We start from the raw sequence: 23992 nt of genomic DNA on the forward strand, positions 1-23992 counted from the left end.
CTAAAAAAACACAAAACATTTAAGATGAATCAAACCAATACCTACAATCAAGAGGTAACAAAAGCACTCAATATTGCTCAAAAAATAGGACGAGAAAATCTTAATGCCTATTATTCGGGATCACATCTCCTAAAAGCAATGCTCAACAGAGATTTATCTCTGTTAAAGCAATTAGAATCATTAGGAGTTGATGTTTTTTATTTAGAAGAATGGGCAGAAGTACGTATAGAAGAGCTTCCAAAGTCACCCAACAGATACTCTTGTGACCCTGATGAAATTATAGATGAGATATTTGCAGAGGCAGATGCCGTTAGAGAATTACTGGCAGAAGAAGAAATTTCTCTTTTTGCGGTAATGGTTGCCATTAGTTCGCCAGGAGTGGCATTTAATTTTGACCAAATGAAAACCTTTCCGGTAACCCGAAACGAACTGATAAAAGAAGTATCTGCATTTGGAGGATCGGAGGAAAATTTACAGTTAGATTCATCTAAAAAAACAAGCAAAGGATTTTTACAAAAATATTGCATCAACAAGAAAGAACAAGTTAAAAAGAAGAACAAAAAAGAGCTTTTGGTGGGTAGAGATACCGAAATCAATAAAATCACCGAAATCCTCTGTCGTTTCAGCAAACAAAATGTATTAATTATCGGCGATCACGGTGTAGGAAAAACTGCATTGATAGAAGGTTTTATTCAGAAAGTTTTATTAAAACAAATCCCCGATATTCTCTCTGGGCTGGAGATTTTTGAGTTGGATATGGGAGCTTTGGTTGCAGGAGCGTCTTATAAAGGAGAGATTGAGGATCGTATCAAAAATATTGCTTTAGAAATCAAAACTGTTCCAAAAGCAGTGTTGATCATTGAAGAATTTCATTCTTTATTTGGAAGTCAAGGATCGGATTCCGGTATTGTGAATCTGTTGAAAAGTGAGTTATCCAACGGACTTACCATTATATCCACTTCCACGATTGAGGAATATACCAAAAAAATAGAAAAAGAACAGGGCTTGGCAGGTATGTTCGAGCTTTTAAAGCTTGAAGAAACCGATGATGAAATGCACTTCAGAATGCTGAAACAAACATTAGAAGAATACCAGATTCATCATAAAATCACGATAGATGATGATACAATGAACGAGGCTATCCGTCTTTCCAAAAGATATATGAAAGAGAAAAGCCTGCCCGCATCTGCAATTGATTTAATAGATCATACGATGTCTGTTCTTAAAACCGCGGGAGAATCTTTTTTAAAAGAAAGAAACCATTTGGTGACAAAAATTATCCATCTTGAAGACAACACGAAGAATTATACGGAAGACGAGCGAAGAATGCACGCAGACTGGTTACTGAAAGATCTTATTGCAAAAACCAGATACCTGATCAGTACGGCAGATGAGCAGCAGGAAGAAAATGAACTTCCAAAATTTCAAAATACAGAAGAAGTCTTAAAATTTTCCCGGGAACTGATAGAGAAAACCGAAAAAATAGCTCAGGAAAAAAGAACGCATATTACCGAATTTGATTTAGGATTAATTATATCTCAAAAAACCAATATCCCGATTGGAAAACTAAAAGAGGAAGAAAAGCAAAAACTCAACGAGATGGAAGGTGTCCTTGCTCGAAGAGTTGTTGGGCAAGACCACGCAATAACAATAGTTTCTGAAGCGGTTTTAGAAACCCGCTCTGGACTGAGTAAAGCCGGACAGCCAATTGGTTCTTTTTTCTTTTTGGGACCTACCGGAACCGGAAAAACAGAATTGGCAAAATCGCTGGCAGAATTTCTTTTTCAGGACGAAAATGCTATTATTCGTTTCGATATGTCCGAATTTAAGGAAGAACATTCCGCAGCACTTCTATATGGTGCGCCTCCGGGCTATGTAGGTTATGAAGAAGGTGGCTTGCTTGTTAATAAAATAAGACAAAAGCCATATTCTATTGTGCTTTTTGATGAAATTGAAAAAGCGCACGCATCGGTTTTCGATGTCTTTTTGCAGATTATGGATGAGGGAAAACTGCACGACAGATTAGGCAAAGAAGGCGATTTTTCTAATGCCATTATATTATTTACGTCCAATATCGGTTCTGATTTTATTGTAGAATCCTTCGGAAAGGGAGAAATCCCTCCATCTTCAAAACTATTGGAAATGATGAGCCGTTTCTTCCGCCCAGAATTTTTGGGAAGATTAACAGAAACCATTCCATTTGCCCCGATCAGTAGGGACAATGCTCTGAAAATTTTTGAAATTCATCTTAAAAAAGAATTGCTGGATTTGGCTAAAAACCTGAATATTGAACTCATCATCAGTCAAGAAGCGAAAGAATATCTATCTACAGAAGGTTACGACATTAAATACGGGGCTCGACCTTTAAAAGGCGTTATCCGTGGAAGATTAAGAAGACCTTTGGCGAAAAAAATCGTTGCCGGAGATTTTAAAGAAGGTGATTCAGTAGAAGTTTCATTGGCAGATAAAGACTTGATCTGGAGAAAATTATGACGAAACAAAAGATTACATTAATTGCAATAAAGTTTAATTATTGATTGCAAACTACTATTAATTTAAAAAATATACATTTTATATGACTGAGATAATGTGAAATACTTAAACAAATAAAAATGGTTATATTTATTTATCTCGACCATTCGCTGTGTTTTTAGTTGATTTTAAGTCTAAAAGTTTCTTAATTGATAATATTTTACAGATAAATCGCTACATTTGTTAAAACCCAAATTTGATGAAATTTAATAAACTATTTTATATAGTCCTACATTTGATATTCTATATCACTGTATTTTCATGTGGTAGTAAAAAGTATATTAAAGAAATTCCCTATAATTATTCGTCAGACTCGTTTTCTCAAACCGTTCACAAACAAAAAGATCAATCAGATCTCAATTATTCAGTGATCGACGATAATCCAGAGGGTCTCAGTGATGGTGTTCTAAAAATCAAAGAAAAGTATTCCATTATTTTGGAGGTAATGCCAAAGGAGATCAAGGATTATAAACTGTATTCTTATCTGGATGAATGGATAGGCACTCCATATAAGAAACAAACATTAGAAAAGCAAGTAGGTGTTGAAGCATCGTATTTTGTTCAGGCTTTATACAGTGATATTTATAAAGAAACCTTTCCGAAAACTCCGGACGGAATCTTTCGGTCCAAATCAATTCAGCTTTTTACGGGAAGAACTTTTTTAAAAGAAGGAGATATCGTTTTCTTCCGCTATGATAAATTCCATCCCATTTCTGATGTGGGAATTTATCTTCATAACGACAGGATTCTAGCGTGTACAGCTCAAGGTCTTAACATTTATGATTTTAACGACGAATACTTTCAGCTTCGTTTTATTGCGGCGGGAAGGTTAAAAGAAAAACAATAGATGATGGATCATTTGAACTATATAGCCAATGTTATCAGAACGCTTCAATACGATGTTAGGGCTGAAGTTATTGTTAACAATCTGCAAGAGAATAAAGATATATCTGAGGAACAATATGTCATTAATAAAGAGGGTCAATTCTCAAGAGCTTACCGTTTCGATGTATTGGATTCCAAAGTCGTAGATTATAATTTTGAAGCCATTCAAATGCTGAATTTGGATTTGTCCAGGGATAGCATATACGACCTCCTTCCGGAAGGGACAACCCACGCTTCCAAAAACGACTCTCTTGAAAAGGATGTAGATGTGATGATTCGGGAATATAAAAACCAGAAGAAGCAACAAAGATCTGCAAGGAAATTTTTTCAGCCCTTTGAAAACGAAATGTTCAGGTTTGGAGTAAGTACAGAAAATTTTGAAAATGAATTTTTGTATGGACTTAACGGAAGTGAAGCTCCAGAAATGTTTTATGATTTCTGGAATATTGAACGTGATTTTCCACCTTTATTGGTTTCTAAATTTATAAGGTTATTACCCTTTGCGTATAAAATCGTAGGAAATATTCCACTTGCTGCTCATATTCTTTCTGTTCTGCTGGAAGAATCCGTAGTTGTAAATGATAGGGATTATCAGGAATATGCAGATGAGAGTCAGGGTATTTCATTGGGTGAGACCCGTCTGGGTCTGGATAGTATTACAGGAACCCGTTATGACGATTATTCTCGCCATCTGGATATTAAGATTGGACCTTTGGAAAAATCTTCTTTTACTGATTTTATCCACGATGGCAATAAAAAGAAATTTACAGAAATGTTTTATGAACATTTCTTTCCGTTGGAAGTTGAAATTAAAACGCTTATTCTTCTTCCGAAGAATAGACAGAACTTTGAATTTAATACTACAGAAGCACCCGTTTTGGGTTATAATACGAATATATGAACAAAATAAAGAAATATTTCACCAATTTATTCGATCCACAATTGCTGATCATCGTGCTTGTGGTCATTGCATTGTGTATCATCTTAAGTATGATATTTTCACAAAAAACGTCTGATTTTAAAGAAAAGTATCGATCTAAATTTTATATTTATCTGTTTTCGTTTGCTTTTGTATATGCCATTATTGCTTTACTGGGATATAATAGGCTTTTGCAGGATAATAATTTGTATGAGTTTGTGTTTTATCAAATATGCTCCCTTATTATAGGAATTATTCATTGCTATGCTTACAGGGGGTATTTTGAAAAATTCAGTTCTAAAAAACCTGTCAATGAATATTTGTTTGCCTTATTGTCAGTATGTTTTGCCTCGGTTCCTTTCATGCTCATTTACACATTTCTGAATGGAACTGATCTGGTTTATCTGATGCTGGGACATTTCATCGTATTTTTTATTCCAACTTTCCTTAACGATACTTTTAACCGTGCGATGAACATTCCTCCTAAAGTATATGTTACCTGGCAGTTTCCAGAGAATTACAAAGAAGCTGCAGGTGTAAGTGATGAAGAAATGAGAGATCTGGTCGTATTTACATTATTGATGGAAAAAGACAAAGAATCGACTAAATACAGTGTTTACCGAGCCAAAGGACCTACCAGAATAGATTTTGGGAGATTATTTTACAATTTCGTGCTGGATTATAATGACCGTCATCCCGGTGTAGAGATACAGATTGAGGATGAAAACGGTCTTTTTGACTGGGTCTTCTTTTTACAACCTAAATGGTATGAAACAACAAAATATATTGACCCTAAACTGACACTTTATATGAACGGTATTGAAGAAAACAGTGTGGTTTTCTGTATGAGGACAGATCAGATGTTAGGTGAAAATAATACAATCCAAAAGACAGATTTTGAATACGATCAAAAAAAGGACAATGAACGAGTAATAAGCGAGTAAACTAAAAGCACTATGATAGAAAAATTAAAACATTTTCCCGTAAACTGGATAGACGGGATGAAAATTAATAAAACCCATTTCACAGAAGTACAAAATTTTGTAAGCGATTCTGTACGGGATGCAGTGGGAGTTCATACTTCAATGATTGGTTATGGCTTATTGCCTGTAAAAGATCCGGTTAAAATCAATTTAATTATTGATAATCATAAACTTTTGCGAATAAAAGTAGAAGAATGCCACGCCATTACTCCTAACGGTTCTAGAATAGAAATCGGAGAAGGAACATCAGAAAATCTCAGTCTTTCCATTTCTTATCCGGAAGCGGTAAGAGAGCTGAAAGACAATGAGGAAGCTGTTTTATTGGCGTGTATTTCGGTCAATCCTTTCAAAAGAAATCCCTATGGTGAACCAGACCCCGAAGAAAACCCGCCAAGGTATCCGTATACCCTTCCCGAATATACATTGAATCTTATCCCGGAAGATGAGCTTAAAAATACCGTAGGATTCGGTACTCATTATCTTACCATCGGTAAAATACTGGTGAAATCTGGCGAGTCTAAGATTGATGAAAATTACATTCCTCCTTGTGTGACGGTTTCCAGTCATCAAAAGCTTCAGGAATTACACACCGAGATTGATCGTTTTTATGGGCAGATTGAGCAGTATGCGGTACAGATTGCTCAAAAAATATATGCAAAAAAGCAGAACAATGCACTGGCAATGATGATGGAATTGATGGCAGACAAAACCCTGAATTATCTGGGGATGGAAATCAATAAACTCCGTTGGCTGTCTCCTCATTCTTCACCTGCCGAAATGCTGGTATCGGTTGTTGCTCTGGCAAGGGTACTGAAAAATTTTATTGATGCACGTTCTGGTACCGGAAAAGAAGAGTTGCTAAATTATTTCGCTGAATGGTGCAATGTAAGCCAGGGAGATTTTGAAATTATTTTCACGGAAGCCATTAATACCGATTACGTTCACAATCAGATGGATGTGGTGATTGCTAAAGTAAAAAAGTTTATGAAAACACTGGAAGATCTGTACGCTGTGTTAAGCAGACTGGATTATATTGGCAAGAAAAGAGATGGAAGTATTTTCGTTTCTGAAAACACAGATGAAAGAGACGCTGTTATCCACGCAAAGAGAAGCCGTACATTCTTAGCAGATTAAAATACTATAAATTCAAAACCCTAACCTATTGATATGGAAGTTTTAAATAAAACACAACGAAGAAGTGCTTATTGGTTTTTTGTGTTGTTTTTTCTCATTACCGTTGCCGTCCTTATTACTGCAGTTTTCTTTAACGCCTATTTTCCGTTTAAGGAAAACAGCCTTTTGAAAACGGAAAATGCTAAAATGAAAAAAGAAATGGAGACTCAGGAAAAATTTTCTTTTCAGTTGGAAAAAGTAAAATTAGCGGTAGACTCTATCGGAGTTCCTGGACAAAACGATTTTTTTAATGAAAAATTGGGACTCTCTATTTTGGCAGATATGTACAAGCAACTCCCGAAAGATACTCTAAAGAACAAAAATATGTACAACAATACCATTATGACCTATAAAGATTTGATTGATGCTAAAAAACAGATAAAGCAGCTTTCAGGAAATCAGGCATTAATGGACAGCTTGAGCACCATTAATAAAACGTTGAAAGAAGAGTATGATAAGATGAAAACCGATTTGGATGTTTGCAGGCAATTGTATCAGGCTCAGTAAAAATCAGGTTGTTGTTTCTACATCAGTATTCAGTTAATGAAAACACAGGTCATTATAAAACAAATAAAAGTCAATATAAATGATAGATTTATTCAATTCTCAATATAAGGAAGAAATAGATTTTATAAAAGATAACGTAGAAATACAGTTAAATCTACCCAATAAATTTCTTATAGTGGCAATGTACGATTATGGGTATGTTTATTTAAAAGACGAGTTTGGTGTAAGCTGGGCTTATTCAAAACATCCTTGGAAGATAAGTACCCCTGATTTCATATCCAAAGATCTAACAATAGGCAAGCACATCATTAACAACAGAACATATATCAGAGTGGCAGATTTACAAACAATTATGAAAAAAATAGAAGAATACCTTTCTCCGTATCTTTTAAATCATATTTGGATTAAAGATGTCTATGATATAAATCTAAATTAGAATTTAAAGAAAAATCGGATTCATCTATGAAATTCACTAAAATTTTCTTCTTGTTTATCTTATTTCTGGGAATGTCCTTAAAAGCTCAAAAGCAATCAACCGATTCTCTGGAATTTGCGCATTTCGATTGTGGTATCACACAGACAAAGCAAAGATTGGACAAGCGTTTTTTTGCCAGCACTCCTTCACTCCAGTTGAGGGTTAATAATGATGAATTTACTTACACAACCATTCAGTTTGGAAAAAGGAAAAACAAGATCTATTTGTACTTGAAGATATTGGCAGATAATATATGCATTAAAAAAGACAAAAATGTAGATGTCTATTTTAAATCAGGAGAAGTGATCACTTTAAAAAATGAGTATCCGCTTAACTGCGAAGCTTTCTTCGCAAAGCAGATGAAAAAGAAAGAACTTCAGAAATTAAAAGATAATGAAATCTCCTTAATCAAAATATATACCTACAAAAAGAATTATGAGATGTATGTAAGTGAGGTTCAAAATCAGGACATCCACCATTATATTGACTGTCTGTCTGCTTATAAGATTAAAAAAACCGATGAAGTGAAAGTGAAAAAGAAGAAAAGAGAGGATAAAATCGCAAATCCAGAGCCAAAAACAGCACCCATCAACCGATAACGAATAACCAGAGAACAATGAGTCCACTACCAGAGCTTAATCTCAATTTAGGAATGACCAATAATTCCGGCTCTCCATTTTACGGAGGGAACGGAGAAGAAGGTGTTGTAGTACGTACCGATTCTGTTTTAAACACACACACCATCACCCTTATTATCTCAGATCAGGAAGCAGGAAGTGTTTCTCTTAAAATAGGCGAAAAGGAAATTGAAGTTCCTACTTACAAACTCACTTTAACCGATGACAAAACTGAGGAAACCGAAGCGTATCAGGTAACAAGAGACACCCTTGGTTTCGTTAAAAGCAAGACTAAGAAAAATTTTTTGTCATTTTTTGGGTTCAAGCGTTTTGATAAAACCTCTTTTCTGTATGACACTATTGCTTTTGAACCTCAGGTAGAAGACATTGAAAAATTTGATATTTCACGACATCGAAAATTAACTCACGACCTATTAACCTATGAGTTAGAAAAAAATGGACAAAAAGTAATGCTGTATGCGGGAGATATTAATGAGTTTGCTAAGCCAGAGCATATCAATCAATATTTTATGATTGTGGATAATGATGGCGGAAAGAGCTTTATTGGAGACATTCTCTTTCGTGAAAAATTTTTAAAGCTTACTCCCAAAGTGGAACTTCATCTCATTAAAAGAAAAAAAGTGCCTAAGAATTTTGAATACGACAACAAAGGGAAGATCAAAAAAGTAATGTATATCTAAAAAATATTGAAGTAATAATGAAAGGAGTTTATTATAATTTACCACTGGATTTTGAGTCTTTAATCGAAAAAAAAGATGCTGAAAAGGTCACGTTGGAGACCTCCATTCGTCAGCACATTTTCCTACTTGCAACCACAGCTTTAGGCGAATGTAAATTTGATGAGACCTATGGCACCGAAATATGGGAAATGGATTTTGATTTGATGAAGAGTGACAATATGCTGAAAGAACTGATTTCGGAAACTTTGAAAATTTCTGTAATAAGGCACGAAAAACGACTAACATTGGAGAATGTTGAAGTTTCCGTACACGATTATAACCTGGGAACATTTGGAAAAAGAAAGATGAAAAAGAAAGTAACCCTTGCTATTAAAGGACTGATATTGGAAACTAATCGACCTTTTACTTTCAGTAATTCCTTCTTTGTAGGACCGCTGTCGTATTAAATCAAAACGGCTAAGTAAAGAAATAAAAAATGTCATTATATATAAGAACACACATCGTACAAAAAGGAGAAACACTAGAAGATATTGTTTCTAAATATGACATTCCAAATGCAGAAATGTTGCGATATTTCCATAATCAAAATGCTCCAAAAAATAGTAATCATATAGGTAATGTTGTTTTTGCTGGACAGGAGATTTTTATTCCTGAAAAAACTGATATTGATAGCATAATAGAAGATCAAAATAAGAAAAGAAAAGAGAAAAAGCAACTGGAACAAAATCATCTAAAAAACACCATTCTCTACCCAGATGTTTTTGCCATAAAAAAACAATATAGGGTAACTGTAGAAAATTCTAAAAATGGTGTTTCAGAAAAAATAAGTTTTGATGTTTGTTGCAGGTGTATAGACAAAGATGAGAATAACCTTCCTATTTTAGAGTATAAAAAAGGAAAATATCTCATCAATGACAAAGAACCTGATACAAAACTGAATGATTTGGCATTAGAAGCAATTCAATTTTTATATCCTTTAGAATTTTCTTTGGAACAAAATTACGCTAAACCACATATAATTACCAACTTAAAAGAAATTAGAAAACGCTGGGAAAACCTAAAAAACAAAATAAAGAATTTTTACTCAGATGCGTATTCTCTTAAATACATCAAAGTGATGGATGAATCTATGAATGAAGGACTAAGTAAACATATCTTAAACGATCTGTTTCTACAGTTTTTCTTTGCTCCCTATGTAAAATATGAGAACGGAATTTACGATAATGAGCGAAATTTTCACACCTACAAAATACGTTATCAAGACACTATGGAAATGCAAATTACAGAGGATGAAATCCAGATTGAACAAAAAGCCTATTGTATTGATCTTAGAACTCCGCAACAAATACTTGCCAAATGGAAGCCAGATGAAGAGAACACGCAAGAGGAAAATGAAGAAGTATTAGAATCTTACATAGAGGGGAGCTATATCTTAGATATTAATGATAAAATATTGAAGGAAGCGAAAATTGAACTTAAAACCAATTTTTATGAAGAAGAAATAATACAAGTAGAAATAAACACCATTGAAAGTTGAAAAAAATAAAAAAACATGTCTAATGAACACGAAAATAAGCATTTTGTAATCCAGAAAGGAAAAGCAATATGTGATAAAGGCTCTAAATTCCCTAATTTTAAAGTAACCAGTCATCAAAAACACTATTGGAATGACGATAGCGGTAATGCGGATTACTTGGCAGTTACGGAAGATGATATTCAGTTCAATCCTGTAGCAATTCCGTTTGGGAATTGTGCGTTGAAAAACAACCAACCGTGCAGTTTTTCTGCAGCAGGGAAATGGACGAAAACCTATGAAAATGTAAAAGTAATGGGAAAAAGTTGTCTTACAGAAATCTCAGAACTACAATGTGCTGTTGGTGGAAAAATAAAAGTAATGGATCACGGTCAAAAAGCCGAACTCAGTAAACAGAATTTTAAGAATAGTAATGCTGTAATCCACAACCAGATCAATCCACTGGTAGATTTAGATGAATTTGTGGATGACTTGGATGGTGACGACTTCTATTCATAAAAGAAATACAAACACAATGGGAAAAATCAGCATATTAGGCAATCAAAATCCAGAAATAGGGACACCTCAACAATATAGCATTTTCAAAGCATTTGAGATTCCTACAATTCAGTCTCCGGCTTTTGGAAATCAGCAAGAAGTGGCTCATTGGGAAATCCATGTTTTGGAAAGAGGTAATTGGAGAAAAACTGACGGCAATACCAAAACAGGAGATACCGTAAGTTATACCTTCAACCAAAAAAGCCTTACCAGAAAAGGAATAAAATTAGTTGTAACCAAAGGAAATGATAAAGGCGAACTTATTCTAAAAACAAAGCCAGCCAAGCAACCCAAAATAAATAAGATTGAACTTCTAGATGTCAATAAACATAAAGTAACCAAACCTTTGAGTTATGCAGATATTTTATATGCCAAAGCCTATTGCACCGATATGGAAGGAGAGAACTTATTTTTTACTCTTTGGGAAGACGATGCTAAGGGAGCAGGACATAGCAAAACAAACCAAGTTAATAAAATCAATACATTTCCTGTACTGGCAAAAGTAAAAAAGGGCATTGCAGAAGCAAGGTTTAATATGGCGCAATATACCATGGCATCTATGGTTGCTAATATGCAAGTAGCCAAAGGAGACAAAACAGAAGGCAAAACCCACGAATATTATGTAACAGCAGAATATTTCGGAAAATTGGAAGCCAGTAACAATGTAAATCTAAAAAATCCCTCCTACAATCCAAACCCGACAACAGCAAATAATAATCACGAAACAAAAACTGCACCCACTAATCCTAAAACCAACCCAAAGCAACCCAACAAAAAAGCAACACCTCCCGCTCCTGCTCCTAAAAAGGAAACCTATAAAAAACCGATCACGCCAAAAGCGAAAACTAAAACTCTAGATGCTAAAGGAAAGATAAAAGAGGTTTCTTTTGTAGATTTTGCAGGCAGACCTTTACAGCATGCAAAATATGGAACAAACGTAATTGTGAAAATTACCGCACAAAACATGAAAGACAGAACCGTAAAGTTGAAAGTATGGGAAGATGATATCAGTAATCAGTTGGTATTCGAGCATAATTACATTTTGGCAGGAGACGAAAGTTTTATCAACTTACCGCTTACCCAAGCCATGCAAGACAAAGGCGACGATTGGAAAGAAGGAAGCGAGCAAGAGCTTTTCTTAGAAGTAGAATACGCAGGACAAAGCATAGACTCTGAGGTCATCAATGTAGATGAAAAAGCACCACCCAAGAAAATAGAAACAGGGAGGAGTAAAGCGGTGGTGAAAGGTAATAACCAAAAAGGGCAATCAAATAATAAATGTCCGAATTGTGAGAAACCCATAACAGCAGAAGATCTAAAAACTATTTTTCCTAATGCAGATGCTTCTAAACGAAAAAGTGTAGCAGATACTTATAACAAGTATATGAAACAATTAGGAATGAACACTTGTTGGAATAAAGCGCATTTTTTTGCACAGGCAAAAATAGAATCTGGGGATGCTTTGAATTTGAAAAATGGGGAAATTATGAATTATGCTGTAGAAGCGTTACCTGCTGTCCCTTTTAAAGCCTTCCAGTCTAAAGATAGAAATGGGCATATTATTCCTAATGATTTAGCCTTTAACTATGGCAGAATTGACAAAAAAAATATTCAATTATTAAAGACTAAATATAATAAAACAAATCTAAACTTTCAAGCAGCTAATGTAAAAATGATAGCTAATACAGCATACAGTACAAGACTTGGGAATAAAGGTGGCGATGATGGGTGGAATTATCGTGGTAGAGGAATGGTGCAATTGACGGGTAGAACAAATTATACAAATATGAATGCTTATTCCCTAAAATATCTAAAAATTGATATCATAAAAGATTTTGAAAAGGTAGGAATCAATATGGAGTTGGCTGTCCTTACATCTATGGGGTATTTACATAGAGGAGGCATGCCAAAAATAGCAAATGGTTGTACTGATGTAGATAAAGTAAGCGCAATTGTTGGAAATGATGTTTTCAATAAAAGAAATGAATCTATAAACCATGTTCCAAAGAAAAAGGCTTTCGATGAAATAACCTCTAAAGTTTTTAAAATAAATGAGTGTAAATATGGAAAGAAGGATGATATTAAAAAAGGAGATAAAAATCAATATGATATTAATGTAGACTTGTTTGAAGTTAAGAAAGTGATGACTAATACTGAAAGCAAAGATTATGAATATAATGTATATAAAAATGGTTCTAAAATAAAAACTTATGCAATAACAAAAAATAGCCACAATTTATTACCTTTTCCTGAATCAGGTCCTAATTGGGGAAGATTTGGAAATAGAGATAAAGGCGGCGATAATTGGGTTAATGAAAAAGTATGTGCTGCACTATTAGGTTTCTTCTACTCATTACCTCAGAATGGATACAGAAAAACTCTATATTTTAATGATATTTCGGCAAATGATGGAAGAAATATAGGGCATTCAGGTCATCAATTAGCAGGAAATGATGTAGATATTAGATATCCTGGAAGTTCAAATGGAGGTCAAACTTTTTGGAGAGATGCTATGAAATCTTATAAAGATGAAGCTGCATTTGTTACAGAATTAGAAAATGTACTATCTGTAGGTGTAAAATGGAAATTTATTAAAAATTATGCATATAAAAAAGGAATCAAAAACACGATTGGAAAAGCGATGAATGTTCACCAAGATCATTTCCATTTAGGTTATAGATAATTAAATTTAATAAAAATGAAAAAAATAATATTTATTCTTTTTGCTACCACAAGTTTACTGAACTGTCAAAAGAAAATAACAGAAGATAAAGCGACAAAAGAAAACTTAAATATAGAACTAATAAAAAAACATATGAAACTTCAAGAAAAAATTGAACTTTCTGAAAATGATACAAATGTATCACACCAGTATAAATTAACAGATACAGATATAGAATTAGGCGGGGAAGTAATATTGCAGGGATTAAAAAATAATGGCTATCAAATACCAAATGATGAGTTGTTTTCAAAACAAATTAAAGAAGTTTTTGAAACTCAGGAAGATTGTTCCTGCTCATCTATAAAGCAACATCAAAATTTTATTACCTATTTTGTTAATTCATCTCAAGAATCAAATATTGATCAAACAGAATTTGATTATACTTATAACCATATTTTTGTTTACCCAAAATTTAAAATTTTATCTGATTTACCTCTTTTAAATGATTTTGCTGAAATTAATGGCACTCAATTAAAAATAAATTTAGACCAGTATATTATTGCCAGAAATAAATTTTTATTTAATAATAGCAAAGGTGATTTGGCGTGGCTACTATTTAATGATAAGGATTTTCTGAAAAACCTTTTAGTGGTTTTTGGTTATGATAAAGAAGAAAAAATTAATGAATTTGTACTAAAAGATTTGTATAAGGAATATTCCGAAGAAATCCCTTTCAGCAATATTGCAAAACTTGGAAAAATTTTTTTTGTAAAAGATTGCAAAGGGAAACTCAAAATAAGAGAAGACCTGCTAAAGTATGTTTCAGATCATACCACAAAAGATGACGATCGATACATATACGCCTTGAGTAGTTATTTAAATTATCTGTTTAAAGAAGATGAACAGAAAATCTTTAATGAAGACCTTCGCCAAAAATTCACCTTAGAAGAAAAGGCAAAAATAGTTGCCTATGTGGCTAATGTAGAAAACCCAGCCTTTTACAAGTATAAACCTATGAATAGCGATTCAGCATGGCATAATGCAGGAACATCTTTATATAATATTACTGGTGCACATCCGGAGATTTTAAAGATTATAGAAAAGAATAATTACTATGGTTTACAACCTTTAAAAGAAGTGATAGAAAATGGTAAGTTAGAGGAGGAAGCTCCTATAACTGGTTCAGATAGATTAGGTTTTATAGAATTAAAAGAACCTTTTTCTTTAGCAATAACATCCATCAATCTCTACTCCCGTCCAGATTTTCAAAGCTACGCTCAAGAAGTTATAGTAAAAGGAGATATAGAATATTTGCACCAAATTTCGGGCTGGGATTTTGTAAAAGTAAACGGAGTTACAGGCTATTTGGCAACAGAAGAAGCAAGAAAAGAAACAGAAGAAACAGAAAAAAAGAAAAACAATCTCCTTGCAGAAGACGAACCTCTTCCCAAAAAGGAAAAAGGGTTTTGGGATAGTTTGTTTGGGTAAAAATTATTACCGCACAAAACATGAAAGACAGAACCGTAAAGTTGAAAGTATGGGAAGATGATATCAGTAATCAGTTGGTATTCGAGCATAATTACATTTTGGCAGGAGACGAAAGTTTTATCAACTTACCGCTTACCCAAGCCATGCAAGACAAAGGCGACGATTGGAAAGAAGGAAGCGAGCAAGAACTCTTCTTAGAAGTAGAATACGCAGGGCAAAGCATAGACTCTGAGGTAATAAATGTAGATGAAAAAGCACCACCCAAGAAAATAGAAACAGGGAGAAGTAAAGCAGTGGTAAAGGGTAGCAAGAAGGAAGAAAATAAAAATAACAAATGCCCAAATTGTGAGAAACCTATAACAGCAGAAGATTTAAAAACTATTTTCCCTGATGCAGATGCTGCTAAACGGCAAAGTGTAGCCAATACCTACAATAAGTATATGAAAGACTTACACATGAATACCTGCTGGAATAAAGCCCATTTTTTTGCACAAGCAATGGTAGAAGGAGGTAAATCATTAGATTTAAAAACTGGGGAAGGGATGAATTATGCTGTACAAGCCTTACCTGATAATTTTTCCGCATTTAGTACAACAGGAAAGCGATATGGTCCACCAAACGAATTGGCTTTTAGATATGGAAGAGTTGACAAAAAAAATATTGAAATGCTTAAAACCAAATATCATAAATCTAATCTTCAATATCAAGCAGCTAATCAAAAAATGATTGCCAATACCGCCTATAGTAACCGAAAAGAATTAGGAAATATAGGCGGAGATGATGGATGGAATTATAAAGGACGAGGCTTAATACAGATTACAGGAAGAGAAATATATACTTTTTGTAAACCTTACACTTTAAAATATGAAAATATAGATGTTCTACAAAACCCTAATCTTGTAGGAGAAAAAATAAGTTTAGGTGTTTCTACTTCAATGATTTTCTTTTTGTGGAAAGGAATCAATAAAATAGCCAACGGAACCAAAGATGTAAAAGGAAAAATTTGTCCTAAAGTGGGAAATAATGTAGATATAAAAAATAGTAAAGGAGTAAAAATATCTACCAATTATGATGAAAAACAAAAGGGATTTAATAATATAACTTCTAAAGTTTTTAAAATTGATGAATGTAAATGGGGAACAAAAGAAACAAAACCTAAAGTAACTGGTAAATATTCTACATATGATAATAGTTATGTTGCTGACAATAAAACTGCGTATATTGATATTATAGTTCCATCTAACAGAAAAAAAGAAGGACTATTAGTTTTCTTTGATGATTCAGGTATTTTATTTAAATGCTATGCACTAGCGTTAGGAACAGGAGGAGAAGATAGATATACAAATGGAGGCTATGGAAATGTTCCAAATGGTTTATGGAATGCAGGATTAGAATTAAAAACCGCCAATGTCGGTGTATCTTTTGGTAATCATGGGGTAATAAGACTTTCTCCCAAAGCTGGGGATGCTTTAAACGCTTCTTCTAGGTCAGGGATATTAATACATTGTGGACATACAATGGGAGATGGTAAAAAAGGTTTAACTGACAATGGAGCTCTTATGGTAACTCATGGCTGTATCAGAGTATATAATGCAGATATGCCACAGATAACAAAACATTTTTCAGATTGCCTTGCTTCAAATAAGAAGGTTTTTGTTTATATTGAGGAGGTTAATCCTAATAGCTTAAATCAATTATTTGCCGATTATGGAACGGTCGCAGATCCTAAAGACTTAATAACAAATAGAAAAAATAAGAAAAATGACGCTCAATAAATACATATATGCTTTAATTATGATATTTAATATATCATGTCAAGGTCAAGAAAATAGAAGTTCCAAAATAGAAAAAAAAGAGATGGAAATGTTTAGCAAAATTTTGAGTAAATCACAATTTCAAAATTCTAAAGAAAATTTTGAAAATATTAATAAAGAGCTTTTAGGTATAGATAATCAAAATTTAGAGGATGGTTATAATGAGATTGTCATATTTAATGAAGCTATAGATTATCAGATATCTAAAGAAGAAAAATATATAAAAATAGGCGAAGACATTTTACCAGATGTAGATAAAATTAAAGATGAGAATTTAATCAATTATCCATACATGAAGTCAGTTGTTAATTTGAATAAAATTTTATATCAAAATGATTTAACGTCTATTTTAAAAACCATTCATAATGATGTTGATTTAGCACAAGATATTGTTATTCTCTTTAATTATGAAAAAAATGAAATTTTATTAAAAAAGGTTTGTGATAATATCAATACTGTCCTAAATAAAAATTATTAAAAATAGAAACAGCCTAAATACCTATTTTACATTTAGCTTTACATTTAATTTCAAAAAAGAACCCCTTGATAATAGTTTTTGGGGGGTTCAGGCGGTTGCTCAAATGGTTTGTCGAGCCAAAATTGAAGATTAATTTTAACAAAAATATTCAATCGGATAAAAGCTACCAGATTTGATAATTGCCAATTATATTTAGCGATGGATTTCAGGTATTTCAGAATGAGAATAGTGATAAGTGCCGTCCAGATTTGGATTTTCACTGCATTTTCAGATGTTCCGATAAATGTTTTGATATGAAGCAATTGCTTGATGTCTCTGAAAAAAATCTCAATCTGCCACCTTTGTTTGTACAGTTCTGCAATGGTGGAAGCTGCCCAAGTGAAATTATTGGTGATAATTTCGATAGTTTGCTTGTTTTCATCGTCCCAAATAGCCACTCTTCTTAATTTTTTTGGATATTTTTCTTTGGATAAAGGATTTGAGAGTATTATTTCTTCGTCTTTTAGGATGCTTTGAGCTCCTTTTGGTGGAAGTTCTCGTTCCTGTAAAGTTTCAAATTTCAGATTTTCTTTATGTCTTATTACGAAGAAAACACCTTTGCTGTCCCAAATAGAGAGCATTGGAAAATCGTTATAGAATCGGTCTGCAACAATGACTGCTCCCTTTTCCAAAGGAATGTTTTCCGCTCCCTTGTTATCAGCAACACTTCCTTTGGTAATATTCACATAAACAGGAAGTTTCCCATCGTATTCGAGCAAGGTATGCATCTTTACAGCTCCTTTCTTAGTGCGATACGTTGCCCAATCAAATAAAGAAAGACACAGGGAAATAAGAGTGGAATCTAATAGATAAACGGGAACTTTTATTTTCAGCTTTACTCGTTTTTGTTTGGTGTGCTGTCCTAATTGTTCTAATAGTTTGAAATACAAATCTTTAAACAAATCTGCATCTCGTTTTCCATTCTGGTAGCTAATAGAAGATTTGGAAGGTGCTGTTTTTATCCCTAAATGATTGAGGTTGCCCGTTGCGCTACGAAGTCCATTGGAAATGTCCCGAACCGAAGTGCTTTTGGCAAAATGACAGAAAAGCATAGAAACTAAGTGGTTCCAACTATCAAATCCTTTATTTCGGTAATCGGTTTTCTTTTCAATTACTATTTTTTTGAAAATCCCTCGGTCTATTTTTGAAATGATTTGGGAAAATAATGTTAATTTTGAATCCATAAGAAGGTTTTTTTGTTGTGCAACCTCAAAGATACTTTGAGTTACTTTAATTCCTTCTTATTTTTTTATTTAGGACGCTATTGTGATAATATCAATAATTTAGAAGATTACTCAAACAATTTTGTTTTATCAATTGTTTTCTATAATAAAGATTATACTATTAGAAAAAAACTATTAACATATTTATCTAAGAATCAGGAACTAATATCTCATATTACTTTTTACTTGGCAGATAATAAAAAAGAAATAATGAAGAAGAATAAATTGCATAACAAAAATATTGATGAAGCAATAGCATTTCTTTTAAATATAGGTATTCAGGGTAGAGAAAATGATGATATATATACAAGTACTGATCCTTCTTATGGATTGTTAAATAATATGTTCATTTCATATCCGAATTTAATAAAAGAATTTAGTAAGAATGATTATTTTGGATATAGTTCTTTAAAATATTTTACTAAAGTGTTTCAAACAGAACAAGAACATCGTAATGAAAGTAACTTTATTGAAGTCTACACCATCCAAGACCCCGACGGCTTTACCAACCTCCGCAAAGAAAAAAATGCAAAATCCGAAGTTTTACAAAAAATAAAAACAGGAGAACAAATAGAGGTTTTAGACAATACAGACGATTGGTTTTTAGTAAAAACTAAAGAAGGCAAAACGGGTTATGTCCATAAAAGCAGAATAAAATCGGGCAATTCAAATAATCATTCAACTTCGTTCTTGCTGTACGACCGCCCAGATTTCTCCAGTTTCTCAAGAGAAGTATTGGCAAAGGGCGAAGTAGAAATAGTAAATCAAACTTCGGGTTGGGATTTTGTAAAAGTAAACGGCATAACAGGTTATTTGGCAACAGAAGTGTTAAAAAAAGAACAACAAGAAATAGAAAAAAAGAAATACACTTTCCTTGCCGATGAAGACGAGGTAAAGAATAAAAAGAAAAAAGGATTTTGGGATAATTTATTTGGATAAAATATAAAAAATGAATCAAGACCGCATAAAAGACCGCATATTAAGAAGAGCTGCCCGAATGTGGGGATATAATGAATTGGAAGCGGAAACCTCTTTTGATCCTGTTATCAGTTTATTATTGTCTGCTTGTGCAGCCGAGTTGGAAAAATTAGGTTTTGAATTAGAAAGCTCACGAGCCAGGATTATCGAAAGGGTTTTAGAAGTGATGTTTCCAGAGGAAGTGTCAGGAGTCGTTCCGGCAAGAACACTTCTTCAGGTAAGCCCATTGGAAAACAATGCTAAAATCTCTCTATATAATAGTTTTAAAACACCCATACGAAAGCAGAATATATACAATCCTGTGGAAAGCACGAGTAAAGATATCTACTTCAGTCCTTCCATAGAAGCGAAACTGACCACGGCAAAAGTGAAATACATTGCCTATGCTGATACTCTAAATCGTGTCGAAAGCTTCTTCTTTGAAGATGCTGTTGGAAAAGCAGAAATGCACATTCCTTCCGGAGAGTTGTGGTTGGGCATTCATTCTCCCAACAAAGAGAATGTAGAAGATTTGATGTTCTTTATTGACATTAATAATGCCTATCAAAAAGAGTTATTCTTTTACTACCTCCATCAGGTAAAGGTTTATTTTGCAGACAAAGAATATGAATTAAAAGAAGGTTACAACGTAGAAAATGAAGGTTTAAATATTGAAAACATCATTACTAAAAATTATTCTGATCTGGAATATATCTATAACGAAGTCAATCAATATTATGGCGGTAATTTTTTCACCCTGAAAGGCAAAATTGATTTTTCAGCAAAGCCAGAAAAAGAAGAACTATTCACTAAGAACTTTCCGAATCACATAGCAGGACATGAAGAGGATGTAATCTGGCTGAAATTCCAATTTTCAGAAGCCATTGTACCAGATATATTAAAAAATATACGTTTTTCCCTGAATTGCGTTCCTATGCTTAATATCCGAAATAAAGACATTGGGCGCAAAATTAAAGGACGGCTTAATATTATTCCGATTGATGAAAAAGACTATTTCTTAGACTTGGATTATGTATCTGATGACCGTAATGGAAAAAGACTGGACATAAAAAATTACGATACAGAAAATGAAGGAATGACCGCTATGTTAAGAAAAGGTGGTGTTTCCCGATTTGATCGCAGAAATGCTTCAGAGCTTTTGCAATATCTTTTGGAACTCATCAAAGATGAAACAGCGGCTTTTGCTGCAATGGGTATTAATTCAGTCAACGAAACTCTAAAGCAAATCAAACAACACGTGGCTTCACTTCATCAGGTAGCCAAAGAGAAAAATTTTACAGAAGTGAACAACCCTTATCTTATTATTTCTTCAGGAAACGAGACATCAGAAATTAATTGCACGATTTCCTATTGGTCAACAGCAGCTGAGGAAGCGAATAATCTAAAACCGGGCACGATAATGACAGAAGAAAACAAAGGAAACCGCTCAATGAATCCCACGGCTGTAATGATACAAACCTCTGTGGGAGGAAGAAAAAAGCTGTCCTCACAGGATAAAATTCTGGAATACAGAAGCGCACTTCTTACCCGAGGAAGGATTGTTACCGTAGCCGATATAAGAGCTTTCGGGATGAATCACTTCAAAAACACCATTACGGGGATTGAAGTGAAGAAAGGAACCAAAAAAGAAGTGTCTTTGAAGGGAGGGTTTAGCAGAACGATAGACGTTTTTCTAATCCGAAACAAAGAAAATGCAATGGAAGTTGAAGAATCCGAGTGGAATTATTTGTGCGACAGTTTTTCATTAAAACTGAAAAATGCATCTGCCAATATTTATCCATACCGATTATTTGAAAAATAAAAATAAGTTTTGTATTAATCAAAATTTCATATATTTATATAAACAAAAAAAACACATTGATGAAATCGCTAAATTCCTCACAAAGCCTGAATATTTTTTCGTTTCAGCTTTTCTTTTGTGGAAAATACGATACCATCTTTGGATTAGAATTAAATAAAATACAATAATTTTAAACCATATGCTATGTTAACAAACAAAGGAATTGGTGGTAATGAAGTACCACTAGACGCAAGTGAAGCGATTTTCGAAATCCCACAGAACAGAACGATTTTCGCACAGAAACTTACTGCAGATGACCCTGTAAAACCAGAATTGGTGGAAGGACTTACTACAGTAGAAAAAGTTTTTGAACATTACAAACCAGAAGTCAAAGTTGATTTTGAAGATGCGAGCGGTTCTATCAGAATGGAAAACCTGAAATTCAAAAATCTTGGAGATTTCGGAACGAAAGGAATTACAGCACAGAGCAGTTTTCTTACTGGTCTGGAAACAGAAAAAGACCAGTACCAAAAGATTGTAAAACAATTAAAAACCAATAAAATTTTAAAAGCCGCATTGGAAGATCCGGATGCAAAAAAAGCATTACACGACACTCTACAATCACTAATAAAAGAATTAGAAGAAAACAAATAACACAAATTACGATGTCACAAAAACAACAAGAAACACAACAGTCAGTAGATGCTCCTGTTTTGGAACAAAAGAAAGGAGGACAGGTATCATTAGATAAATCTATCGAAAAACTAGCTCGCTACGGTGGCTTTGATTTATTGGAAACTTCTATTGAAAATGTACAAAATATCAACCCGGACAGAAAAGCAAGAAGAAAAATATTCCTTACAGAAAAAGGTAAGGAGAAAGAAAGAGAAACTCTAAAAAAAACACTTGAACTTTGGGCAAGTGTTATCAGTAAAAGCGATTCTTTGACAGATATGGTAGCACATTGTGAAGATCAAAGAAAATCAGCAGAAGAATTACTTTCTAAAAATTTGTCTAAAGCGGTAGATGCTACCAGAGAGCTTGAAGGAAATTACAGAACAGTTGCGCTATTCTATAAAAATACAGAATCAGACAAGGTAAAGAATGTAACCGTTATCAATGCAACGTTAGAGCAATTAAAAGATCTTGACAATACACGTTTCATTGATACCATCCATGCAGAATTATCTGATAATTATGACCGTTTAGATCTAAAAAGCAATTACGGACTTTTAGTTATTCCAGGATATTTAGGCTCTAATACCGTTGTGGAAAAATGGGCAAAAATTGCGCACGAAAATAAAGTAATGCTGGTAACCGATTTTGAACATCTGGACGAACCGGATGATGTAATGGAAATGTTTGATCAGGCTTACCTTACCGGAGGCGATATTTATCGTTCCAATGTACTGATGACCTGCAACTGGCTTGTTGGAAGAGGAAGATTTGAAGAAATTGACGAATTGGATGATCTTTTCATTCCGCCATCAGGAGCATTGGCAGGAAAAGTGTATAAAACGCTGATGTCACAAGTTACGGCAGGGAAAAAATTTGGAGGAATCAATGAAGTTGACGGGGTTAAATTTGACCTTAAGAAAAGTGAAATTGCTAATCTTGAAAACTTGGGATTGATCCCGATGGTTAACGAATATGGAAAAGTAATGGCATTTTCTGGTAAAACCTTATTCAACGGAGATAACTTAGGACTTCAAACCTATTCCGTAGTAAGAGTATTTGATTATGTAACCAAGGTACTGATGGACTTCTTAAACAGAAGAGCTTTTGAAAACTTTACTGCGGTGACCAGAAAAGAAATTATGAACCAGATTGTTCGTTTCCTTGACGGAATTACCGGTCCGGGAAAACTGATTGAAAATTTTGAGATTAGAAAATTTGAGCAAGATCCTGTACAAAAAGACAGAATCCATCTGGATATCCATATGAAACCATACTTCCCGGCTAAAAACTTCCTTATCAAAATGGACGGCCATAAAGGAGATGACGGAAACGAATGGGACACAGAATACGAGCAGAAATAGAAGAGTCTAATTCTATTTTCCATCATTTGTGTTTTTAAGCATAGAGGCAATTTTGCTTCTGTGCTTTTTTATAGGATTTTTTGCAAATCAAAAATCATAGTTTTTGACAAAAAAATCTCGCTTTTCGGATTTGTTTTCTTTTAATATAGTAAACATTAGAATCATTCCCAATGAGATATCAATCGAAATTTTTGTTTAAAAAAGCATCTGATTGTCAAAAAATGTTCCTGAAAAGCATTATTTAGCTCACATATTTAGAGATTAATTTGGTGAAACCAAAGAATAATTGAAATAAAACAGGCGGCTAATGAATAAATTTTGTAGATATTTATCTACAAAGGCAAATAAATTGCGAAATATCTATTTTGTGAATATTTCAATAATTGTATTTTATTATTATAGATGAATATTGTATTTTTCATTTATGTGAGAGTTTTGACATTAAATATCTTTTTTATGTTACGATTTTTTTTTCACAACAATCTGATTATGTAATAATTGGCTAAGAAAAATTACTTTAAAAGTATTTGCAGGATTAAAAAATATCTTTACATTTGATTTATAAATTTTTCTATATAAGAGTGAAATCTTAGAATTATTTTAATATCCTCAGGATATATATTCCATA

At 33.3% G+C, this 23992-nt stretch carries 21 protein-coding genes; 20 read left to right on the forward strand and 1 reads right to left on the reverse strand.

What is annotated here, in order from left to right:
- Positions 1-24: 24 nt before the first annotated feature.
- The 16 genes from AC2A1D_RS04295 to AC2A1D_RS04370 all read left to right on the forward strand — a co-directional run bounded on the left by AC2A1D_RS04295 (position 25) and on the right by AC2A1D_RS04370 (position 17305).
- The gene (locus AC2A1D_RS04295) at positions 25-2493 is read left to right on the forward strand and encodes an AAA family ATPase (protein WP_484042426.1); all 2469 of its coding nucleotides are present in this window, start codon (positions 25-27) and stop codon (positions 2491-2493) included.
- Positions 2494-2731: 238 nt separating this feature from the next.
- On the forward strand, positions 2732-3379 hold the full coding sequence (locus AC2A1D_RS04300) for an NlpC/P60 family protein (protein WP_484042427.1): 648 nt from the start codon (positions 2732-2734) through the stop codon (positions 3377-3379).
- Positions 3380-4318, forward strand: a complete 939-nt coding sequence (locus AC2A1D_RS04305; RefSeq protein ID WP_484042428.1) for a type VI secretion system baseplate subunit TssG — start codon at positions 3380-3382, stop codon at positions 4316-4318.
- Positions 4315-5280 carry a TssN family type VI secretion system protein gene (locus tag AC2A1D_RS04310; RefSeq protein WP_484042429.1) on the forward strand — a complete coding sequence of 322 codons (966 nt, stop codon included), beginning with the start codon at positions 4315-4317 and terminating at the stop codon, positions 5278-5280. Before AC2A1D_RS04305 ends, AC2A1D_RS04310 begins: the two co-directional genes overlap by 4 nt.
- Before the next feature lie 12 nt (positions 5281-5292).
- Positions 5293-6453: a type VI secretion system baseplate subunit TssK gene (gene tssK / locus AC2A1D_RS04315; RefSeq protein WP_484042430.1), complete on the forward strand. Its 1161-nt coding sequence runs from the start codon at positions 5293-5295 to the stop codon at positions 6451-6453.
- Positions 6454-6486: 33 nt separating this feature from the next.
- Entirely contained in the window at positions 6487-6999 is a 513-nt protein-coding gene (gene tssO, locus AC2A1D_RS04320) for a type VI secretion system TssO (protein ID WP_484042431.1), read from the forward strand.
- Between the two features lie 79 nt (positions 7000-7078).
- Positions 7079-7435 (forward strand): hypothetical protein, encoded by a 357-nt coding sequence (locus tag AC2A1D_RS04325; protein ID WP_484042432.1) that lies wholly within the window; start codon positions 7079-7081, stop codon positions 7433-7435.
- 26 nt (positions 7436-7461) lie between these two features.
- Positions 7462-8073 carry a hypothetical protein gene (locus tag AC2A1D_RS04330; RefSeq protein WP_484042433.1) on the forward strand — a complete coding sequence of 204 codons (612 nt, stop codon included), beginning with the start codon at positions 7462-7464 and terminating at the stop codon, positions 8071-8073.
- Positions 8074-8090: 17 nt separating this feature from the next.
- Positions 8091-8792 carry a hypothetical protein gene (locus tag AC2A1D_RS04335; RefSeq protein WP_484042434.1) on the forward strand — a complete coding sequence of 234 codons (702 nt, stop codon included), beginning with the start codon at positions 8091-8093 and terminating at the stop codon, positions 8790-8792.
- A gap of 17 nt (positions 8793-8809) precedes the next feature.
- Positions 8810-9238, forward strand: a complete 429-nt coding sequence (locus AC2A1D_RS04340) for a GPW/gp25 family protein (RefSeq protein WP_484042435.1) — start codon at positions 8810-8812, stop codon at positions 9236-9238.
- A gap of 29 nt (positions 9239-9267) precedes the next feature.
- A complete protein-coding gene (locus AC2A1D_RS04345) occupies positions 9268-10329 on the forward strand; it encodes a LysM peptidoglycan-binding domain-containing protein (RefSeq protein ID WP_484042436.1) in 1062 nt (353 codons plus the stop codon).
- Positions 10330-10344: 15 nt separating this feature from the next.
- A complete protein-coding gene (locus AC2A1D_RS04350) occupies positions 10345-10824 on the forward strand; it encodes a DUF4280 domain-containing protein (protein WP_484042437.1) in 480 nt (159 codons plus the stop codon).
- 16 nt (positions 10825-10840) lie between these two features.
- Complete coding sequence (locus AC2A1D_RS04355) at positions 10841-13546, forward strand: hypothetical protein (RefSeq protein ID WP_484042438.1); 2706 nt, start codon at positions 10841-10843, stop codon at positions 13544-13546.
- A 15-nt stretch (positions 13547-13561) separates the two neighbouring features.
- Entirely contained in the window at positions 13562-15013 is a 1452-nt protein-coding gene (locus tag AC2A1D_RS04360; RefSeq protein WP_484042439.1) for a hypothetical protein, read from the forward strand.
- 20 nt (positions 15014-15033) lie between these two features.
- The gene (locus AC2A1D_RS04365) at positions 15034-16788 is read left to right on the forward strand and encodes a glycoside hydrolase family 19 protein (RefSeq protein ID WP_484042440.1); all 1755 of its coding nucleotides are present in this window, start codon (positions 15034-15036) and stop codon (positions 16786-16788) included.
- On the forward strand, positions 16775-17305 hold the full coding sequence (locus tag AC2A1D_RS04370; RefSeq protein WP_484042441.1) for a hypothetical protein: 531 nt from the start codon (positions 16775-16777) through the stop codon (positions 17303-17305). The genes AC2A1D_RS04365 and AC2A1D_RS04370 overlap by 14 nt, the downstream gene beginning before the upstream one ends.
- 50 nt (positions 17306-17355) lie before the next feature.
- On the opposite strand, the gene AC2A1D_RS04375 is transcribed toward AC2A1D_RS04370, so the two are convergent.
- Positions 17356-18528 carry an IS4 family transposase gene (locus tag AC2A1D_RS04375; protein WP_484042442.1) on the reverse strand — a complete coding sequence of 391 codons (1173 nt, stop codon included), beginning with the start codon at positions 18526-18528 and terminating at the stop codon, positions 17356-17358.
- Positions 18529-18777: 249 nt separating this feature from the next.
- Here AC2A1D_RS04375 and AC2A1D_RS04380 point away from each other — a divergent pair, with 249 nt between their 5' ends.
- From AC2A1D_RS04380 to AC2A1D_RS04395, 4 genes are all read left to right on the forward strand, one after another.
- Positions 18778-19506 (forward strand): SH3 domain-containing protein, encoded by a 729-nt coding sequence (locus tag AC2A1D_RS04380; RefSeq protein WP_484042443.1) that lies wholly within the window; start codon positions 18778-18780, stop codon positions 19504-19506.
- Positions 19507-19516: 10 nt separating this feature from the next.
- Positions 19517-21346 carry a type VI secretion system baseplate subunit TssF gene (locus AC2A1D_RS04385; protein WP_484042444.1) on the forward strand — a complete coding sequence of 610 codons (1830 nt, stop codon included), beginning with the start codon at positions 19517-19519 and terminating at the stop codon, positions 21344-21346.
- 183 nt (positions 21347-21529) lie between these two features.
- Positions 21530-21979, forward strand: a complete 450-nt coding sequence (locus tag AC2A1D_RS04390) for a hypothetical protein (protein WP_484042445.1) — start codon at positions 21530-21532, stop codon at positions 21977-21979.
- Positions 21980-21990: 11 nt separating this feature from the next.
- Positions 21991-23364, forward strand: a complete 1374-nt coding sequence (locus AC2A1D_RS04395) for a DUF5458 family protein (RefSeq protein WP_484042446.1) — start codon at positions 21991-21993, stop codon at positions 23362-23364.
- The last annotated feature ends 628 nt before the right edge of the window (positions 23365-23992 follow it).

It is taken from the genome of Chryseobacterium sp. HNCC26DJ239 (genome assembly GCF_057180445.1).

What these genes read in the sequence shown, in the direction of transcription:
- AC2A1D_RS04365 (WP_484042440.1), top strand. Translation starts at nt 15,034, where the DNA reads ATGAAAGACAGAACCGTAAAGTTGAAAGTATGGGAAGATGATATCAGT.
- AC2A1D_RS04325 (WP_484042432.1), top strand. Translation starts at nt 7,079, where the DNA reads ATGATAGATTTATTCAATTCTCAATATAAGGAAGAAATAGATTTTATA.
- AC2A1D_RS04355 (WP_484042438.1), top strand. Translation starts at nt 10,841, where the DNA reads ATGGGAAAAATCAGCATATTAGGCAATCAAAATCCAGAAATAGGGACA.
- AC2A1D_RS04370 (WP_484042441.1), top strand. Translation starts at nt 16,775, where the DNA reads ATGACGCTCAATAAATACATATATGCTTTAATTATGATATTTAATATA.
- AC2A1D_RS04360 (WP_484042439.1), top strand. Translation starts at nt 13,562, where the DNA reads ATGAAAAAAATAATATTTATTCTTTTTGCTACCACAAGTTTACTGAAC.
- AC2A1D_RS04380 (WP_484042443.1), top strand. Translation starts at nt 18,778, where the DNA reads ATGAAGAAGAATAAATTGCATAACAAAAATATTGATGAAGCAATAGCA.
- tssK (WP_484042430.1), top strand. Translation starts at nt 5,293, where the DNA reads ATGATAGAAAAATTAAAACATTTTCCCGTAAACTGGATAGACGGGATG.
- AC2A1D_RS04310 (WP_484042429.1), top strand. Translation starts at nt 4,315, where the DNA reads ATGAACAAAATAAAGAAATATTTCACCAATTTATTCGATCCACAATTG.
- AC2A1D_RS04385 (WP_484042444.1), top strand. Translation starts at nt 19,517, where the DNA reads ATGAATCAAGACCGCATAAAAGACCGCATATTAAGAAGAGCTGCCCGA.
- AC2A1D_RS04300 (WP_484042427.1), top strand. Translation starts at nt 2,732, where the DNA reads ATGAAATTTAATAAACTATTTTATATAGTCCTACATTTGATATTCTAT.
- AC2A1D_RS04295 (WP_484042426.1), top strand. Translation starts at nt 25, where the DNA reads ATGAATCAAACCAATACCTACAATCAAGAGGTAACAAAAGCACTCAAT.
- AC2A1D_RS04305 (WP_484042428.1), top strand. Translation starts at nt 3,380, where the DNA reads ATGATGGATCATTTGAACTATATAGCCAATGTTATCAGAACGCTTCAA.
- tssO (WP_484042431.1), top strand. Translation starts at nt 6,487, where the DNA reads ATGGAAGTTTTAAATAAAACACAACGAAGAAGTGCTTATTGGTTTTTT.
- AC2A1D_RS04335 (WP_484042434.1), top strand. Translation starts at nt 8,091, where the DNA reads ATGAGTCCACTACCAGAGCTTAATCTCAATTTAGGAATGACCAATAAT.
- AC2A1D_RS04340 (WP_484042435.1), top strand. Translation starts at nt 8,810, where the DNA reads ATGAAAGGAGTTTATTATAATTTACCACTGGATTTTGAGTCTTTAATC.
- AC2A1D_RS04390 (WP_484042445.1), top strand. Translation starts at nt 21,530, where the DNA reads ATGTTAACAAACAAAGGAATTGGTGGTAATGAAGTACCACTAGACGCA.
- AC2A1D_RS04345 (WP_484042436.1), top strand. Translation starts at nt 9,268, where the DNA reads ATGTCATTATATATAAGAACACACATCGTACAAAAAGGAGAAACACTA.
- AC2A1D_RS04375 (WP_484042442.1), bottom strand. Translation starts at nt 18,528, where the DNA reads ATGGATTCAAAATTAACATTATTTTCCCAAATCATTTCAAAAATAGAC.
- AC2A1D_RS04395 (WP_484042446.1), top strand. Translation starts at nt 21,991, where the DNA reads ATGTCACAAAAACAACAAGAAACACAACAGTCAGTAGATGCTCCTGTT.
- AC2A1D_RS04350 (WP_484042437.1), top strand. Translation starts at nt 10,345, where the DNA reads ATGTCTAATGAACACGAAAATAAGCATTTTGTAATCCAGAAAGGAAAA.
- AC2A1D_RS04330 (WP_484042433.1), top strand. Translation starts at nt 7,462, where the DNA reads ATGAAATTCACTAAAATTTTCTTCTTGTTTATCTTATTTCTGGGAATG.